Consider the following 18,405-nt stretch of genomic DNA (forward strand, 5'->3'; position numbering starts at 1 on the left):
ACATAAAACCTACAAACTACATCATCGTTGCTAACGCACATTGTCGATAATGCTCTGCTGCCTTTTCAGCGTTTTCCAAACCCTCGTGCAATTGCGCCAGTTTAAGGTGCGCTTCGCGCACGGTACGTGGTTCAGTGGCATTCGATAACGCCTGCTGTAAATGGCGCTGCGCCTTGCCCCACAACTTTTGTTTAAGGCAAAAGGTGCCAAGCGTCAGGGCTAATTCAGGGTCCTGCGGCTCTATAGCCGTCCAAGCCTCACATCGTTCAATTTGCGTCCGCAGCGCCGGTGTCCCTTCGCCCGCGACCGAGTCACGGTATACGCGCATCAATCGCACATCCCACTCAACAATCAAAGACTTCTCGATCATATTCCGCGCTTCATCCTGCATTTCGCGCTGCGTAAAGGCGCTAGCGGCGCGAATGACAAGGGACGGCTTGACACGATCCTCTGCCGGAATCGTCAACCATAGACGTTGAAGTGACTCCGCATCATGCGAAGCATCCTTCAACAAATCGTCATATGCCAACTCACGCAGCCGACTCGACAGCACGGGATTCAATGCATCATGCTTATCGAGTGTTTTCACCAGGCGTAGGACTTCAGGCCAGTTCTTGGCTTGCTGGTTTGCTTTTAATGCCAGACGCAAAGCTTGAATATGGCGAATGCCGCTCGCATTAAGCTCACTCACCGCGACCAGCGCGGCTTGCGGCTTATGTTCGTCCACCAGCAAGTTCAGCGTCGTCATCAGGCGCGCCGTCTTCATCGCTTCTTTGTCTTCGATACTTGAGAGCCAGATATCGCGACGGTCAAACTGTCCCATGCGATGCGCGGCACGAGCGGCGATCAACGCTGCAACGCCCAAATTGTCGTTCAATTCAGCGGCACGCGTGGCGGCCTTTTCGGCTTGGCCAAAACGTCCCTCAAACAAAGACTTAAGAGCGTCACGAAGTGCTTTATTGGATCGCTCTTCACGCTTTTGACGGCGATAAGAGATCACTTTTCCTGGTAATTTTTGTGTAGTCCGAATGGCGCGGACCAATATATATAAGGCAATGAAGAACAACGCTTGCAATAACAGGAAAAAATTCAGCGACAAATCTATGCGCTTAAACGAATAAAACAACGCGACGTTACCAACGTTATAACGGGCAGCGACAGCCAAGCCAATGGCGGCGGCAAACAGGGCAATGAGCCAAAGAAAAAATCGCATAAACCTATCGCTTGTTTTTGTAAGTACGAATCGCAGCCAGACTGTCCAACGCTGGCATATTGATTGACAAATTATTACCTTGTATCTGCTTTAACAGGGCCTGCGCGGTCTGCGTCTGCTTGGCACGGGTATCAAAATATTTCGTGATAGTTTCTTGCGCTGCGATCAAATCACTGCGGAAAGCCGACTCATTATGTGACAACAAACCAAGCCTTGCATTGAGCAAGCGTAATTTCAGATTCTCGCGTGCGTAGTATGCTTGCGTGGGCGACAAGAGCAACGCATCGGGCGAATTGACCGTCCGTACTCGTATAAGCTGGCCAATTTCTACCCACATTTCGGCAGTCCAGCTTTGCCACGTCTGCTTAATTACGTCGCCCCAATTGGTGCGAAGCTGACCATTTATTGATGTTGTGTTATCAAAAGCGGTCTTACCAACCAAATTAGCATCATTAGCCTTAGACCCTTTCGATCCTACCGGATGCGATCCTTTGTTGCTCAGCTTCTCGACGGACTGATTGATAGGTGGACTGGCTGGCGCGTTAATTGGCTGACTGGCCACGGCTACCGGTTGCACGTCTGATAACAACGGAAGACTGTCTATTTGACTAATTAAACTATCCAGGCGCACTGCAATGCCAGTGGTATCAAGCGTCGGTAGTGCCTTCAGTCTATCGATATCGTGCGCAATAGCACTACGAATGATGACGAATTGCGGCTTGTCGGATCGCGCCAAATTCTTATCGGCATTTTCCAAGGCGATCAATGCCCCCGACACGTTACCCGCTAATTGCAATTGCTGGCTGGCGGTAGACAAAACATCCTCGACTTCAGATAACGCCCAATCATCGCCATTTTTTGAAAGATCCTGATATAACTGCGCCAACGCAAGCTGCTGACTTTGAGACTCAACTTGCTTGTTTTCCAACACAGCAACTTTCGCCTGAAGCTCTTTAGTCCCGTCCTGAACCGATTTAACTACAACTTTAGTGTCGTTATTACTACTATCGCCCACTTGCAAACGTCGCGCCATCTCAGTGCGCAACTTCACATTTTCGTTGTGAGAACTCCACCATTGCGCGGCCAGCAAGACTGCAAGTATCAGCACGAGAACATAGACCGTGCGTAACTGCTTATTAGCACTTTTGCCATTATTCAATGCGTATGGCTGCAACACGGAAGTATGCGGCGGCGAAGACGACGCGTTAATTTGTGGACCAGCTGTAGGGCCAGCGGGCTGGTGTGAGTGGGGAGTGGATTGCGGTTCAGTCATAGTTAGAATTGTAACGCGTCGAGTAGTCGTTCGTCCCCTGAGCCTGTCAGGGTTACTGCAGTAAATCCTAGCGCATGTGCAGTATCGGCAATGCGGGCGTGGGGAACTAGTAAATTTTTCTGTTGCATTTTTACAACATTAGGATCATCTTGTGCAACGTTTTCCATGGTTTGCACCATCTGCATCAATATTCTAAGGGCTTCTGAACTTGTGACTATCCAGTCATTTTGGGTCATCAGCAATTCCTGCAATTGGGTCGCCACAGCAGGCGTCATCGCAGGAGCCTGACGGCGGTATGACGAGAGCGACAACACCTCAGCGCCAGCAGCGCGCAAACTATCGGCTAACAACTCACGTCCACTGTCACCACGTACGATCAATACGTGTCGCCCTGATAAGCCAGGTAAATCTAACGCCTCCAGCAATCCTTCTGAGTCCGTTTTTGCAGCGTCAGGTGGGCTAAAAATAATCGCATTTTGTGCGCTGACGCCGTGGCGTCCCAACGCCAGTCGGCTACCTTCACCAACAATGCCAATTGCCACGCCGGGCGGCCACTGCGCTATATACTTGAAAGCCGCATCAATGGCATTAGGGCTGACAAACGCGACCATTGCAAAGCGATCAAGCGTTACCAACGTTGCTTGTAATTCAGCATCATCGGTCAGCGGTAGAATTTCCAATAATGGAAAGATAACCGGTTCTCCACCTCGGGCCGTAATCTCTTGCGCCAGCAGTACCGCTTGCGCTCGCGGACGTGTAATCACGATCGGTCGCCGTCTACTCATGCAGATCAAACTCCTAAAATGGTTGCCCTGTTGCTTTGCTGCGTCGCTTTACTAGGTTTCTTGGGCTTCTCGCAAAACATCAAAAAGCCATTAAAACCGCTAAAACTATTAGCAGAAGCACCGACTCCTTCATATATCGCGTTAGAACCTTATTGGAATCCTCTGATTAAGCATCTTCCGCGAAATCCTCTTTACATGCAGCCAGAATCGCAGCAGCACCTTGCTGTTCGAGTAATTCGGCAATCTGCATGCCCAGCGCTTCGGGCGCGTCAGCAGCTCCTATGATATCGGCGGTCACTGATCGTAAACCATCAGGTGTACCGATCATTGCGCGCAAACGCATATTGGGACCTTCTATAGTTGCAAATGCCGCCAGAGGAATCTGACAACTCCCTCCAAAAACCCGCGACAAAGTGCGTTCGGCGGTAACCGCCCGAGCACTGGCTAAATGATTTAAAGGAGCGAGTGCTTGCTGCAGATCATCGCGACCCTCACAAATTTCGATGGCCATCGCGCCCTGCCCCGGTGCTGGCAGACTTTGTTCTGGCGCGATCACCGCCCTTATCCGTTCAGCTAATCCCAGCCGTTTCAAACCTGCTGCAGCGAGAATAATAGCCGCATATTCGCCCTTATCCAATTTACCCAAACGCGTATCCAAATTACCGCGCAAAGGTTTGATCACCAAATGCGGAAAGCGCGCAGCGATCAACGCCTGACGTCGAAGACTACTCGTTCCGACAATCGCGCCCGTTGGCAGTGTCTCAATAGATGCGTAATCGTTAGATACAAAAGCATCACGCGGATCTTCGCGCTCCAACACGGCCGCCAGCGCAAAACCTTCGGGCAATTCCATTGGCATATCCTTCAATGAATGCACCGCCAAATCAGCGCGGCCTTCAGCCATTGCCACTTCCAGCTCTTTAACGAAAAGACCTTTACCACCTACCTTGGACAACGTTCGGTCAAGTATTTGATCCCCGCGCGTAGTCATACCGAGAATTTCAACGACGCAGTCCGGATATAATTCCATTAATCTAGCACGCACGTGTTCGGCCTGCCACATGGCTAAGCGACTTTCGCGGGATGCAATTATTAACTTGGAGGGAGGAAATATTTTCAACACACGCTCTTTCATGTTTTATCAAAGTAGCCCAATACGGCCACACCCGCGTCGCAACGACGCAGGCTGTCAGGCCAAATTCTAGCATGCGCCCCTTCAGCGTCTGTACTAACAATCAATGGAAACCGTACTTAACATCCGGTTATTGGTAATTTTCGCGTTGTTTACTTGCGCTCCTGTCGTCGTTAAAGAGCATCTCAGAATACGAACACCACATTATTGCACCTTGGCATTGTCGATTGAACTGCTATTCCATCCCTATTTGAGTTAATGTCTTAGTCTTTGGTTGTAATCGGGCTAACAAGTTATCGTTGGCCAATTTCTATCTTTCATTCAGAAAAGCAGACAGCACGTCCACCATGGCAAAAAAACTGATCCCCTCGACATCTCCCGCTCGCACCAAGAGTCCCCTTCCTAATAAAGACGCTCCGCTCAAAGAAGATATCCGGCTGTTAGGACGTCTGTTAGGCGACGTCTTGCGCGATCAGGAGGGTGATGCCGTATTTGACGTAGTCGAAACGATACGCCAGACTGCCGTGCGTTTTCGTCGCGAATCAGATCAACAGGCCGGCGCTGACCTCGATAAGTTATTGAAAAAACTGACACGCGACCAGACCAATTCTGTTGTGCGTGCATTTTCGTACTTCTCGCATCTGGCAAATATCGCCGAAGATCAGCACCACAATCGCCGCCGTCGCGCACATTTGCTGGCTGGATCGGCCGCGCAGCCGGGCAGCGTTGCGCATGCCTTAACCAAGCTTGATGACGCTGGCGTATCCGGTGCGACGGTGCGCAACTTTCTAAAAGACGCCCTGATTTCGCCCGTACTTACCGCACATCCGACGGAAGTACAGCGCAAAAGCATTCTGGATGCTGAGCGGGAAATAGCCCGTCTACTAGCCGAGCGTGACAAGCCGCATACACCAAAAGAGTTACGTGACAATAGCGAACTTTTACGTGGTCGCATCGCCACCTTGTGGCAAACACGTATGTTGCGCTATTCGAAGTTGACGGTCGCGGACGAAATAGAAAATGCTCTGTCCTACCACCGCATCACTTTTTTACGTGAATTACCTGCGCTTTACGACGATATCGAATCTGAAATCGCCACCCAGTTCCCGACCCGCGCCCGCCAATCAGGTGCCGTCGCACCTTTGGCTCCCTTTGTGCAAATGGGAAGCTGGATCGGCGGCGATCGCGACGGTAATCCGAATGTCAACGCTGATACCATGAAGCACGCATTGCAACGGCAATCGACCACCATCCTCGATTTCTATCTGGAAGAAGTTCATCTATTAGGCGCAGAACTTTCGGTATCGACGCTGATGGTTGGCGTCAACCCAGAGTTAGAGGCATTGGCTCAGTGCTCGCCTGACATGTCAGACCATCGTTCCGATGAGCCGTACCGACGCGCCTTAATCGGCATTTATGCGCGACTCGCTGCGACCGCCCGCGATCTTGGTGCGACCAATATTTTGCGTAATGAAGTTGGCGCCGCGTCACACTACGTCACCGTGTCTGAGTTTACGCAAGAACTGCAAATCATCGAAGACTCGCTGGTCGCCAACCACGGCGGCGCACTGGTTAAGCCGCGCTTATCTACTCTAAAGCGCGCTAGCCAAATTTTTGGATTTCATCTGGCCTCGCTGGACATGCGTCAAAGTTCCGACGTGCATGAACGCGTACTCACCGAGTTATTTGTCCGCTCAGGCGTAGAACCGAAATACAACCAACTCAGCGAAGAGCAAAAAATTGCCCTGCTTTTAGCTGAATTGCATAATCCACGTCCGCTTTTCTCGCAATATATAAGCTATACGGACGAGACCAACTCAGAGCTTAGCATTATGCGGATGGCACGCGAAATCCGTCAACGCTACGGTGCACGTGCGATTCGTAACTACATCATCTCGCATACTGAAACCGTCTCTGACTTGCTAGAGGTCATGGTCCTTCAACAGGAAACCGGATTGCTACGCATCCAGCTGGACACTACCGACAACAGCGCTAAGGCAGTCGTCAACAGTGAGCCTGAGTTGATGGTCATTCCGTTGTTTGAAACGATTCCCGACCTGCGCGCTGCAGCCGACATTATGCAGCGCTGGATGTCCCTACCACCCGTCGCGAAGCTGATTGTAGAACAAGGCCGCTTGCAAGAAGTCATGCTGGGATATTCCGATTCCAATAAAGATGGCGGTTTCCTGACCTCAAATTGGGAATTATATAAAGCAGAAGTCGAACTGGTTCGCGTCTTCGATGCTGCGGGTGTCAAACTTCGCTTGTTCCATGGACGGGGCGGCACAGTTGGTCGTGGCGGCGGCCCAAGCTATCAAGCTATCCTGGCGCAACCGCCAGGCACGGTGAATGGTCAAATTCGGCTAACCGAACAAGGCGAAATTATTGCGTCAAAATTCTCAAACCCAGAGATTGGTCGCCGTAATCTGGAGCTGCTGGTGGCAGCAACACTAGAAGCCAGTCTGATGCCGCATACCGCTGTCGGTAAGCAAGCCAAAAAATTGAGCGAATTTGAACAATTAATGGATGGCTTATCCGAACGTGCCTATCAGGCTTACCGCCACCTCGTTTATGAAACCCCCGGATTTACGGATTATTTCTTTGAAGCGACACCCATCGCAGAAATCGCAGAACTAAATATTGGCTCGCGTCCAGCTTCCCGCAAGTCGACCCGTCGGATTGAAGATTTGCGTGCCATTCCGTGGGGATTCTCTTGGGGTCAATGTCGCTTGTTGCTGCCGGGCTGGTATGGATTCGGCAGTGCATTATCAGGATGGTTGAACGATGCCGATGCGAGAACCAAAACGCAAAAAATGACACTGTTGCGTACCATGTATAAAGAATGGCCGTTCTTCGCCACACTACTCTCAAACATGGATATGGTGCTATCTAAAACAGACTTGGCTGTTGCATCACGTTACGCAGCATTAGTAACTGACCGGAAATTGCGGAACAGTATTTTTAAGCGGATTGTGCAAGAACATGAACTCACCAGCAGCTTGCTGTCATCGATTACCGGTGCCAAGGAGCGACTGGCGAATAACCCATTGTTAGCACGCTCAATAAAAAATCGGTTCGCTTATCTCGATCCGCTCAATCACTTGCAGGTGGAATTAATCAAACGTCACCGTAGTGTCACGGCCTCGGGCAAGACAACTGAAGAACGGGTCAAACGCGGAATACATTTAAGCATTAATGGTATTGCAGCAGGATTACGGAATACGGGTTAAACAAAATACTTCTGTTTGTCGTAGACAATATTCAATACAAATAAAAAGTAGGCTGAATCAATGCATTGATTCAGCCTACTTTTTTATTCCAAGCAAATTGGAAGCGTAAAGGTATGCTCTCGATGGTTCAATGACGTGTTACTCATCATCCGGTCAAATGATCTCAAAATCCACCACATCAGATTATGTTAACTGCGGATTCAGAGTCGAATTCTGTCAACCTTTCACGCAAAAATAAACTCCCATGGCTTTGCATTACTGAGCCATAGTGAAGCCGCCTTACTACAATTTACCGCGCTCATATGATTCCGGTTGGGCAATGAAAGCCATCAAATAACTTACCAGTCAGGGGATTCGGCAAACTGTCAGTTTGTAAGTCAAGCACGACCTGCCGACCATCAAATGTGTATTCCACTGCAACCCGATTGGAAGAGGCCGTCTCAATTGCGCGACCACGCGCCACCAAGTGAAATAGTGCCCATGGTCCATCAGTCCGATCGGATGAAGTATCAGGACGCACCCGTGGGTTAGCCGAGATCTCCGCCATTGCGCCACCGCGTGGACCCGGCCAACTCACCCTAAAAGGTAATATTGGTCCGTGTGAATATCGAAATGCCTGCCCGTCAATATCCACCAACAGTTGTGTAATTGCTGGATCAATCGAGGTTACTTTTACATTCATTTTCCATGACATTCGTTTCGAGCCTGGATCGCGGAAAAACACTTCGCGGATCGCCGCTGCTCGCTCAAATGGTGCTAAATCGGGACCACTCACCACCGGCAGCGCCGAATCGACTACTTTATAACGCCAAGGTTTTATACTGCTATCAACAAGTCCCGTGAGATGTTTCTGAAAGAAGTCGTCAATCAGACCACCGCTAGAAAAGACACGAATAAAGTCCTCAATATCAACCTCCTGATTACTTGTCACGAAAGGATATTTCCCCTCGATCGCAGTCCGGCAAGCGTGCCCTACCCCCGTTTCTATTTGCATTGACAACAATGCCACGGCTTCCTTCAATTTGGCAGTTTGTAATCGTTTAATGTCATGCCGAACCGTTTCGGAAGCATGTTCGGCAACACCGTACAATACCGCTTGGAAAGGCTGCGGGAGGCGTGCCGACTCCATCCGCAGCTTGTCACCAATATCATTAACCAACGGCAACTCACTATTGGCGAGTGCATTGTCAGCGACTACCAATAGTGTGTATTGCTCGTTAAGCAAACCGACAATGGCGTCTAATTGTAACGCTCTTTCAACCACGGGAATAACCCGCAAAGCTGGTCCACTTCCGGTATCTGCCTGACCAGTCACTACCTCACGCAGCGCGGCGAATCGATTGTCCACCAATTCTTTTTCCAACTTTAGATTTCCCCTCCCATTAGCATTCAATGTATTAGGAAGTGAACTTGGGGTTCTAACGCCTTCTGATGTTTTACCAATAATTGCCAAAGCTTTATCGGTCAAGGATTCATCCGCAGACGAAGCGAGAAAGGACAGCGAAGTTTCACTGGTTGCAGCACGTGCAAGTCGGACCAACGGTGAATCGGGGGCTGCCAAAATACGCAGAGCCTGAACGTCAAGAGCCAACGAACCGGTCGTGACATTTGCAATGCTGGAAAGTGGCCGAATATCGTCCAAAAATTGATACCAGTAATTCCCGTAATCCGTCAGGTACTGGCGGCGGATATCATTAATGGTCCGAGTAGTTAGCGCATGAACCCCATTTCCCTGAGCCAAATAAGCCTGCTTGACATCCCCGCGTCGCCCCATCACCCATGCGTCCGCTATTTGTGCATGACTCACAAATTCTGGCAAACGCTTATTAAAAACATGATGGTACCCGTGATAAGAATACAAGCCAGGCACTCCGCGTTCCAGCGACGAACCATTTTTCATCGTCAGGATAACGTTCGCCTGCGGACCAAGTACCCGCAACAACGTAAAATTGTCGGGAGCCTCTTTTTCCATTGCAGCGATAGCACGCTTATAAAGTCGAGTCGTAATGGGATTATTATCCAAAAAAGTACGCGCAACTCTAATAAGATCCTCATTTTTTGGTGACAAAGATTGTACTTGCTGCCCTTCTGCAAAAAGTGCAGTCAAATGAGGCATCAAAGCCGTCTGACCACCAAGTTCCTCGGCACTATCAAAGCGCTCCCAGTCATGTAATACCCAACTTTTAATCGTCTGTCCATTGAAATGGTCTTTATCGAACAGCATCAGGTAAGCCGCAAGCGTGTCATAAACGGCGTCCGCGTCCCTTGCCTTGATATTAGCAGCCAGAGCGGTATCAATACGTCTGACGATTTGTGGCAATAGCAATTGTTGCTGTAGAGACGCGTAAGTTTTTTGTCCTGAATGTTCAATCGCGGGCGCGGCATAGAGGCCGTAACGATAGGCCCCGCCTGGGCTCTCTACATTGAGGTCTTTATAGCGCGACAAATCACGGGCCGAATCAAGCACTGTTGAAATCTCCCATAGATTTGGGTTTTTTCGGTAAGACATCACAAGCTCTTCCAGCGCAAGAGTCTTGCCTTTAATTGTTTGCAAATATCTGTGGTTATTGCCGAAACTTCCCACTAGTGCACTTCCGAACCAGACAAAAAGTGTTATCGTTAAAAAATGCCCTACCATTCGTATCAGTCGAAAACGCCATTCCCAACGTAAGTTGGGCCGAACCAGATGTGCCTCCGGAATGATAACGTGTCGAAATAAGTTATCCAGAAAAAAACTGCGATTGTTTGTTCGACTGCTGCCTTGCGAGTTGTTACCAGGTTGATCACCGCCGAGCGTCTTCAACTCTTCCAAACCACGCCGAAACCGCTGAAATAATGTTGCGCGATCTACAGCCAGAATTTCACCTGTTTGCGCTGCGCTGGTAAAGTAGACACCACGTAACCCACTGCGAAGTTGCGTATCGTCATAGAGAGAGTCGAGGAAAACCTGTCCGAGGAATTCTGTTAACAGGACAGACAAACTCCGAAATTCCTGAGGTAGGGCATACAGCTTCTTACGTCGGACGAGATCATATTCCTCTTGTAGACGACTATCGACACCCGCCTCAAGGCGTAGTCCCAGCAACGCAAGCTCCTGCTCGTAGTTAGCACCGGTTTTTTGAAATACGGTCGTTACACTTTCTTTATGATAAGGAAGCGTGAAACCCCATATTTGGGCACGCTGCTCTACTGTCAACGATTGAAAATACTCAGAAAATCCAGGCAAGAAATCCAACTTGGTGATAACGACATAAACAGGAAAGCGAATCCCAAGATTACTGCGCAGTTCAGTGAGTCTCGCACGCATCGTTGTTCCTAAGATGGCACGGGATTCAGATGTTCTTTTGAGTAAGTCAGGAACGCTTACCGTCAGCAGCACGCCATTGAGCGGTGCACGCGGTCGATATTTACGTAATTGCCCTAACAAGCCAGTCCATTCGGCGGCATTCACATTCTTAGTTTTTCCACTCTTTTGATCGTCCTGCTCAACGTAGCGCCCTGCGGTGTCAATCAGCACAGAGTCGTTCGCATACCAATAGTCACAATTATGTGTGCCGTTTTGCTCCGTCAAAGCGGCCTCACTCGCCTCGTTGACCAGGGGAAACTCAAGACCAGAGTTACGTATAACTGTGGTTTTTCCCGCTCCGGTGGTACCAATTATCATGTACCAGGGAAGTGCATACAAATATCGCTTTCCCTCAAGCAGTCCAGTTATTCCACTAAGGCCACGCATCATCTTCAATTGCCGAATAGCCTTCGAGACAACTGACCTAACCGCATGTATCTCAACACGGGCAACGTCTGATGACTGATTTTTTATGGGATGAAAGACTTTCCGCAATAAATCATCGTCACTACGCATTGCCTGTACTAATTTATAAAGCCAATACGTTCCATAACCAATCACTACCATCGATACAATGAGCACCCGCAGCCATTCGGATGCTAGCGGTTGCACATCACCTAATACCAGCAGTGGTCCGGCATTCCAAATTAGTAAACAAAATGCAGCAACGCCAACGATACTTGCGGGCAAATGCATTAGTCTGCCAAGCAAGGCTGCCAGTAATAAAACAATCAGCGTCACGCGCATAGCAGTGCCAACCATCGGGTAAAGCCCGCCGAATCCAAATAACGGGCCCACAAACCAAATAGCCAGGGCGATTAACAATAAGGCGACAAATACAAATACTTGTCGTGAAAAAATCAAATCAACTATTCTTTTAAGAGAAGACATTGCGTTCCTGTTACTGCTTAACTACGATATCTACGCGGCGGTTGCGCGCGCGTTCTGCTGCGGTTGCATTACCAACAATGGGCTCTGACGCACCCCTCCCAATGGTCACTATAAGGTCTCCGGAAATCCCGTGAGTTTTAAAATATTGACCAACGAACCCGGCACGCTTTTCAGATAGCACCTGATTATCAGGAAATTCAGCGGTGTGAATACGTTGACTGTCGGTATGACCGATGATGGTTACCTGTCCACCCATCCGGATAATTTCACTCGCCACTTTGTCTAAAGTCGGTCTGATATTATTCTGCACCGAACTCTTCCCTTGAACAAACATCGTATCTCCCTGGAATGTGACGATACTACGATCGGCCTCGTCAGATACACTTACCAAGCCAGCCGAAATTTCAGATTTCAATAAAGCAGATAGACGTAAAGGAATCACCTTGGCTGGTGTCGGCGACACCCGAGACGGTTGTAGTGACTGTTTAGCGATAGCAATAATATGCCGTTCGATTTCGACGCTTTTTTCAAGTAAATGGTATTTGTACCAAAAAAATAATCCAAACAGGACCAGCCCCAGTAGCGATGCCATAGTCCATACCGGCAAACTACGTAAGAGCGACATTCGACCTGCTGGTTCACCCTGCCAATGCTGCGACAATCCCGGTTTGAGTGGGTCGCGCGCGCTATTAAGTAGGGTCAGAAGTCGCTGACGAATATTGTCAATATGACGTCGTCCATCGGCTATAACGCTATAGCGCCCCTCAAAACCAAGTCCGAGAATATGCAATAAAATCTCGATGACACTTTCGTATTGCTGCGGGTCACTTGCCAGACGTCCAAGGAGTAAAAAAAACTTCTCCCCGCCATCATTTTCACCCTCAAAGGTGACTAACAAACTTTTCAGTGCCCATTCGCCTCCAGCCCATTCAGTGCGATTGGCGCTTTCATCCAAGGCAGTACAAATACAATACCGCACTACCGTCACGTGCTTCCATGGAAGATTTGCGGTATCGCACAAAGTCTGAAAATCAACAATTTCGCGCACTAACAACAAATAGAGTGCATCGACTTTTTCCCTCTCTGTGAGCTTTTCAGGCATGTCGGCTAATGCGCGTAACAAAGGTCCGGCGGCTTCTAGCAACGGATTTATGGCCGCCTTTACTTTGATTAGTCGACTCTGAAGACTATTCGCCAGATCAAATTCATTGGAAACCTCTGCAACCGATTCGGATCTTTTTAGTTCCGACTCTTCGGCATTCCACAATAATGTAGCGGATAAACCAGCTTGTTTTACGCCCCGCGCTGGATTGATAGTTTCTCCGCTTGACGCATCTTCACGTTGGTCGCCGCCATCACTTTCGGCTGACGTACTCATTTATTTCGCACTCCCCATAATTCAATTTGAAGCTCTGGGAAAACTCCTGCAACATGCATAGCAAGTCCACCATGCTTCGCTATCTGCTCCCAGAGCGGCCCGCTACGTGCCAGCTCAAAATATACATACCCGGCATTGAATGGAATTTGCCGCGGCGGAACGGGTAATGGGATAAGCGACAAACCAGGCAAGTGCGAGCGGACCAGTTCCGGTAAGCGTTGCGGTGGACCAATTTTTGTTTGTGCAGCAAAATGCATTTTTAATGTATCGGCTGGCATTTGCGCGCTAACGGCCAGTACCAAACTGGTGAAACCAGCCAATTCTGTGGGCAACATCGCAGCATTCCGAATTCCATGCGCCTGGTCAGTCAAAGGAATGGGTTGTGCACTTCGGATGAGTACCTGGCTCAGTAGATCGTATATATTGTCAACGAGCGGCTTAATACTTCCGTATATGGACATGTGGTTGTAACCAGGTGCGACAACAGGTCGACGGGTCTGCGGACGCACAAACGTTGACAGCTCGCCTGACAGCATGATGAGTTGACGGTACAGTTCAACCGGGGCAATTTCGCCGATCTGGCACATGTGCTCCAGCAATGGTTCATACCGGTTTAAAATTTGCAATAAAAGGTAATCAGAAACCTCAGCACCAGCTCCGGCCTTACCATCACTACCGGAAAGGCGAGCCGAAAGTGCATCAGCCCGTAATTTAGACAAACCGTGCAATTGCAATATCCACTCGCGAAGTAAGCTATTCGCGGAGCAACCCGTCACAGGAGGAATATGATCGTTGTCATGCAGAGTAACAGCACCATCCGACTTTAACGACTTGATGCGAGTTAACGCGATGCCAATCCACGACTCAGTTAGCTCGCTCTCGGGAAGGAGACGTAAGCGCAAATGACATAACTGAACGGGTTTTGGTCCTTGCCCAATTGCGTTACTGTCGCGCAGTTCATCGTCGAATGCGAGGTAACGAGCCAATGATCCTCCTCGATCATCAAAAGTCGTCTCTTCTGCATTCGGTAAGCGCAATGGAACGGCCAGATAGATCGTCTGATTTTGATGCTCAGGAACAATCGTCAATGGCGGCGGTGGCGGTGTATGAATGGGAACATCAAACGGTGTGCCGTCTGAAAAAATACCGGAGCCACTTTTAAATACTAACTTTCCAAACAGTAAGGTTTCTCTATCAATTTCATACTGATTGAATCCCCAAAAAAATGGACTTAGCGACGCCGTCCTTTTATGAGAAAAATGTTCGAAATAACGTTCCTGCTGCTGAAACAATTGTGGTCGTAAAAAAAGTCCTTCGCTCCACACTACTTTGTTATACCAACTCATTTTTTAATCCAGTTCAGTGATCGAAACAGTCTGCTCATCGAGATAGATCTTGAGCCTCGCCTTGTCAGCGGGAATTGCGGCTCTGTACCATGCCGCATCCGGCGCAACGTCCAACGTATGAATCACTCTCCACACAGATTTCCCCAAATCACGAAAGCCTGCCAATACAGCAATAGAAGTGGTTTCTGGATGTGTTTTTCGCTGGATTATCTGCTTGTTACCGGGACGCAGAATGAACTCATCCATGTGAAGCAAGTCCGATCCGATTACATTTTTTCCATTATTTTGTAAAGAAATAAAATCCGCATCGTCAAAACTTGCAGCCGACTTAAGTTCGTACACTCTCACCATAACCGGCGCAGATCGACCTCGGTCGTCTTGATTAACATGTCTACTTGCCTCAATCTGAAGGTCCAGTTTAGTTTGCTCTTTAATAGGTGATCCGCTACTACATGCCATCAGCGTCGATATCAGCAAGAGTGCTCCAAAGTGCCTTAACACAATAAATTGAAATTGGTGTTTAGGAAATAAATCTGAATACATTTGTAGTAAGAAAAATAGGGCAAAAAATGGTTGCCCACAATGCCCTGAAAAAACAGAACACTCTGCCCAACCTTCTCAAAAAAATCCGCCAGAAAATTCTCCGGCGAAAAAAATCTGCATCACCAATTGGAAAATGCAATAAATTTAATTTTAGGCCACGTTCTTTTTAATATCGAACGTTGCGGTGATTGCGCCTCCGCTGCCACCTTGTGCGTTCTGAACCACATATTCGTGCTTCAATCTAGAGAACGACAAACGCACCGTTTCTTTCGGGCGCGTCTCATCAATGCTGGTGCCCGAAGCCGCAACACGCGTAACCAAAACGTCGTTCATGGTCAACTTAAGATATTCCAGTGGATTGCCGCCTGCTTTACGCACGACAAGAACTGACTCATCAATATGTTTACCGCTCAGGCAATATTGAATTAAGTTAGGACTAGCACGATCGATATAGTGTTGAAACTCCAAATCGTCAACGGTCGCTTTACCAGCACCGCCGCCGGAACCTGCATGCATATTTGACTGTTGGGAAACACTCCACGACCAACTTAAGACTTCAATTTCCGCTTTATGACTTTTGTCAGACGATTCGCCGTCAATGCCGTTAATCTTAAGAAACATATCCTGTGCCATGCGCGTTATTCCTTTTTTCTTTGGTTAAAAAAACTTCTAGGTGAGTGATTTGAAAAATTCCGTCATACCAATTACTGGAATTATTTTTTTTTAGGCGAGCGCCGCATCGCTCCGTTTCTTTAACGATGTGTCTAAATAGAAACCACCGCTTCGCTCATCAAAAATATTACTATTTATTTAGCGCTAAATAGGTTGTAGCGCTTCTCCGCTCCATAGCTTTTAAACTGGTTTGAAAGCTGGCCACGATTAACCAGGTATTCCAGAATCGGAGTTGGTATGTTCAAACCAAATTCGTCATGAGGCCCTTATATATATGGAAATCCACGCCATGTATCCTGAGTTGGTTATGGCGCCTCCTTAATTAAAGGTAACTTTGCCACCAGGCGTAGAGAAACCGTCAAACCCTCTAACTGAAAGTGCGGCCTCAAGAAAAATTTAGCTTGGTAGTAACCAGGGTTGCCCTCGACATCTTCTACAACCACTTCGGCGGCCGCTAATGGACGGCGGGCCTTGGTTTCTTGAGACGAGTTGGCAGGATCTGCGTCAACATAATTCATTACCCACCCGTTCAACCATTGCTGCATTTCTTCACGCTCTTTGAACGAACCAATTTTGTCCCGAACGATGCACTTAAGATAGTGAGCGAAGCGAGAGCAAGCAAACAAATATGGAAGACGCGCCGAAAGATTCGCGTTCGCGGTAGCATCGGCATCATGATACTCAACAGCTTTTTGGAGTGATTGCGCCCCGATAAAGGCTGCATAATCTGTATTCTTTCGATGGATCAATGGAATGAAGCCATTTTTTGCCAGTTCCGCTTCACGACGATCCGAAATCGCAATTTCGGTAGGGCACTTAATGTCGACTCCGCCATCATCGGTAGGAAAGGTATGGCAGGGCAAATTTTCTACAACGCCACCGCTTTCAACGCCACGAATTAATGTGCACCAGCCATAACGCTTGAATGAACGATTAATGTTCACTGCCATTGCATAGGCCGCATTTGCCCAAACATATTTCAGGTGATCAGCGCCATCTGTGGTTTCTTCAAAATCGAATTCGTCCACCGGATTGGTATTAATACCGTATGGCAGACGCGCTAAAAACCGCGGCATAGTCATCCCGATATAGCGCGCATCTTCTGAATTACGCAACGCATTCCAGGATGCATATTCCAGATTCTGAGTAAATATCTTCGTCAGATCGCGCGGGTTAGCCAGCTCTTGCCAGGAATCCATTTGCAGCACAGACGGCGACGCCCCTGTAATAAATGGCGAATGTGATGCAGCGGCGACCTTGGCAACAGAGGCTAAGAGATCGACATCCGCCGGCGTATGATCAAAGTAATAATCGGCAACGAGACAACCATATGGCTCACCGCCAAGTTGCCCATATTCTTCTTCGTAAATCTGCTTGAAGAAAGGACTTTGATCCCATGCCACGCCTTTATAACGTGTCATGGTACGCCGTAATTCGTCCTTCGAAACATCCATGAATCGAATTTTTAGATTCTCATCTGTTTCGGTATTGGTGACCAAATGATGCAAACCTCTCCATGCACTTTCGACCTGTTGAAATTTAACATGATGCAAAATCAGATTGATTTGCTCCGATAGTTTATGGTCAATTTCTGCAATGATTGTCTGAATGTTTTTGTAAGCATCATCGCCTATCGTGATCGCATTTGCGAGCGCTTGCTCGGCGAGTGTTTTGACGGCACTCTCTACCGCCTCACGCGCCTGCTCGGTTTTTGGTTTGAACTCTCGTGACAGTAAGGCACTGAAATCAGATTGCGACACTGCAGCATCCACTGCAGGTCGAGCTAACGTTTCACGTACAGCCATATTTTCCTCTTTGAATTAATTAATCACTACAATTTGGCGGCCGAATAACTTTGTTGCTATTTGGAATCTGGAGTCTTTGGAGATGCTTTCTGGGATTCCGGTTTTGGGGCATTTGCCAATATGTTGAGTAATGCAGGATCCTTCAGCACACTAGTGACAAGACTTTCTGCGCCGGCCTTTCCATCCATGTATGTCTGTAGGTTTGCTAGTTGGGTCCTGGCTTCTAAAAGCTGTGACAACGCCGAAACCTTTCTGGCGATGGCTGCAGGAGAAAAATCTTCCATATTTTCGAATGTCATATCCACCAGGAGTTGGCCATTACCGGTAAGGGTATTAGGTACTGAAAATGCCACACGCGGGTTCATCGCTTTCATACGTTCATCGAAATTATCCGTATCAATACTAAAAAATTTTCGATCGCCAATTGGTGGCAAGGCGTCAATTGGCATCCCAGATAAGTCGGCGACAACGCCCATCACAAAGGGAAGTTCAACTTTTTTTTCCGAACCATAAATTTCGACGTCATATTCAATTTGTACTCGAGGGGCACGATTACGTGCCATAAATTTCTGCGAACTATTAGATTCAGACATAGGACCTTTAAATGACGTTGATAAATAAATAAACGTGTTACTCGTAAAATTTCTGGAATTAGTAATGAAAAAATCTGCTTGATTCGATTAATTCGATTAATTCGATTACTTTCTGTTGCGCCATACGAACTAATTAATATAAAAAATAGTTAACATGAATTTAGCGCGCTATCCGGCTAGCGCGAGAAAAATTCCTGC

General features: G+C 48.1%; 12 protein-coding genes. 1 reads left to right on the forward strand and 11 read right to left on the reverse strand.

Going from position 1 to position 18,405, the window contains the following annotated elements; all coding sequences use genetic code 11:
• Positions 1-16: 16 nt before the first annotated feature.
• The 4 genes from ACXX82_RS04635 to hemC all read right to left on the reverse strand — a co-directional run bounded on the left by ACXX82_RS04635 (position 17) and on the right by hemC (position 4,391).
• Positions 17-1,213 carry a heme biosynthesis HemY N-terminal domain-containing protein gene (locus tag ACXX82_RS04635; protein ID WP_458562513.1) on the reverse strand — a complete coding sequence of 399 codons (1,197 nt, stop codon included), beginning with the start codon at positions 1,211-1,213 and terminating at the stop codon, positions 17-19.
• A gap of 4 nt (positions 1,214-1,217) precedes the next feature.
• Positions 1,218-2,486: a uroporphyrinogen-III C-methyltransferase gene (locus ACXX82_RS04640; protein WP_322232418.1), complete on the reverse strand. Its 1,269-nt coding sequence runs from the start codon at positions 2,484-2,486 to the stop codon at positions 1,218-1,220.
• A 2-nt stretch (positions 2,487-2,488) separates the two neighbouring features.
• Positions 2,489-3,271 (reverse strand): uroporphyrinogen-III synthase, encoded by a 783-nt coding sequence (locus ACXX82_RS04645; protein ID WP_322232419.1) that lies wholly within the window; start codon positions 3,269-3,271, stop codon positions 2,489-2,491.
• Between the two features lie 166 nt (positions 3,272-3,437).
• A complete protein-coding gene (gene hemC, locus ACXX82_RS04650) occupies positions 3,438-4,391 on the reverse strand; it encodes a hydroxymethylbilane synthase (RefSeq protein ID WP_322232420.1) in 954 nt (317 codons plus the stop codon).
• A 359-nt stretch (positions 4,392-4,750) separates the two neighbouring features.
• On the opposite strand from hemC, the gene ppc reads away from it, so the two are divergent.
• Positions 4,751-7,633: a phosphoenolpyruvate carboxylase gene (ppc, locus tag ACXX82_RS04655; protein ID WP_458562514.1), complete on the forward strand. Its 2,883-nt coding sequence runs from the start codon at positions 4,751-4,753 to the stop codon at positions 7,631-7,633.
• A gap of 298 nt (positions 7,634-7,931) precedes the next feature.
• On the opposite strand, the gene tssM is transcribed toward ppc, so the two are convergent.
• The 7 genes from tssM to tssB form a co-directional block, all read right to left on the reverse strand.
• On the reverse strand, positions 7,932-11,870 hold the full coding sequence (gene tssM / locus ACXX82_RS04660; protein WP_458562515.1) for a type VI secretion system membrane subunit TssM: 3,939 nt from the start codon (positions 11,868-11,870) through the stop codon (positions 7,932-7,934).
• Positions 11,871-11,880: 10 nt separating this feature from the next.
• Positions 11,881-13,248, reverse strand: coding sequence for a type IVB secretion system protein IcmH/DotU (gene icmH / locus ACXX82_RS04665; RefSeq protein WP_322232423.1), 1,368 nt, complete (start codon positions 13,246-13,248; stop codon positions 11,881-11,883).
• Positions 13,245-14,594, reverse strand: coding sequence for a type VI secretion system baseplate subunit TssK (tssK, locus tag ACXX82_RS04670; protein ID WP_322232424.1), 1,350 nt, complete (start codon positions 14,592-14,594; stop codon positions 13,245-13,247). Before tssK ends, icmH begins: the two co-directional genes overlap by 4 nt.
• A 3-nt stretch (positions 14,595-14,597) precedes the next feature.
• Positions 14,598-15,071 (reverse strand): type VI secretion system lipoprotein TssJ, encoded by a 474-nt coding sequence (gene tssJ, locus ACXX82_RS04675; RefSeq protein WP_322232425.1) that lies wholly within the window; start codon positions 15,069-15,071, stop codon positions 14,598-14,600.
• 216 nt (positions 15,072-15,287) lie between these two features.
• Positions 15,288-15,770, reverse strand: a complete 483-nt coding sequence (locus tag ACXX82_RS04680; protein ID WP_322232426.1) for an Hcp family type VI secretion system effector — start codon at positions 15,768-15,770, stop codon at positions 15,288-15,290.
• A gap of 344 nt (positions 15,771-16,114) precedes the next feature.
• A complete protein-coding gene (gene tssC, locus ACXX82_RS04685) occupies positions 16,115-17,614 on the reverse strand; it encodes a type VI secretion system contractile sheath large subunit (RefSeq protein ID WP_458562516.1) in 1,500 nt (499 codons plus the stop codon).
• Positions 17,615-17,670: 56 nt separating this feature from the next.
• Positions 17,671-18,207: a type VI secretion system contractile sheath small subunit gene (gene tssB / locus ACXX82_RS04690; RefSeq protein ID WP_322232428.1), complete on the reverse strand. Its 537-nt coding sequence runs from the start codon at positions 18,205-18,207 to the stop codon at positions 17,671-17,673.
• Positions 18,208-18,405 lie beyond the last annotated feature (198 nt).

Source organism: Glaciimonas sp. GNP009 (assembly GCF_054343755.1).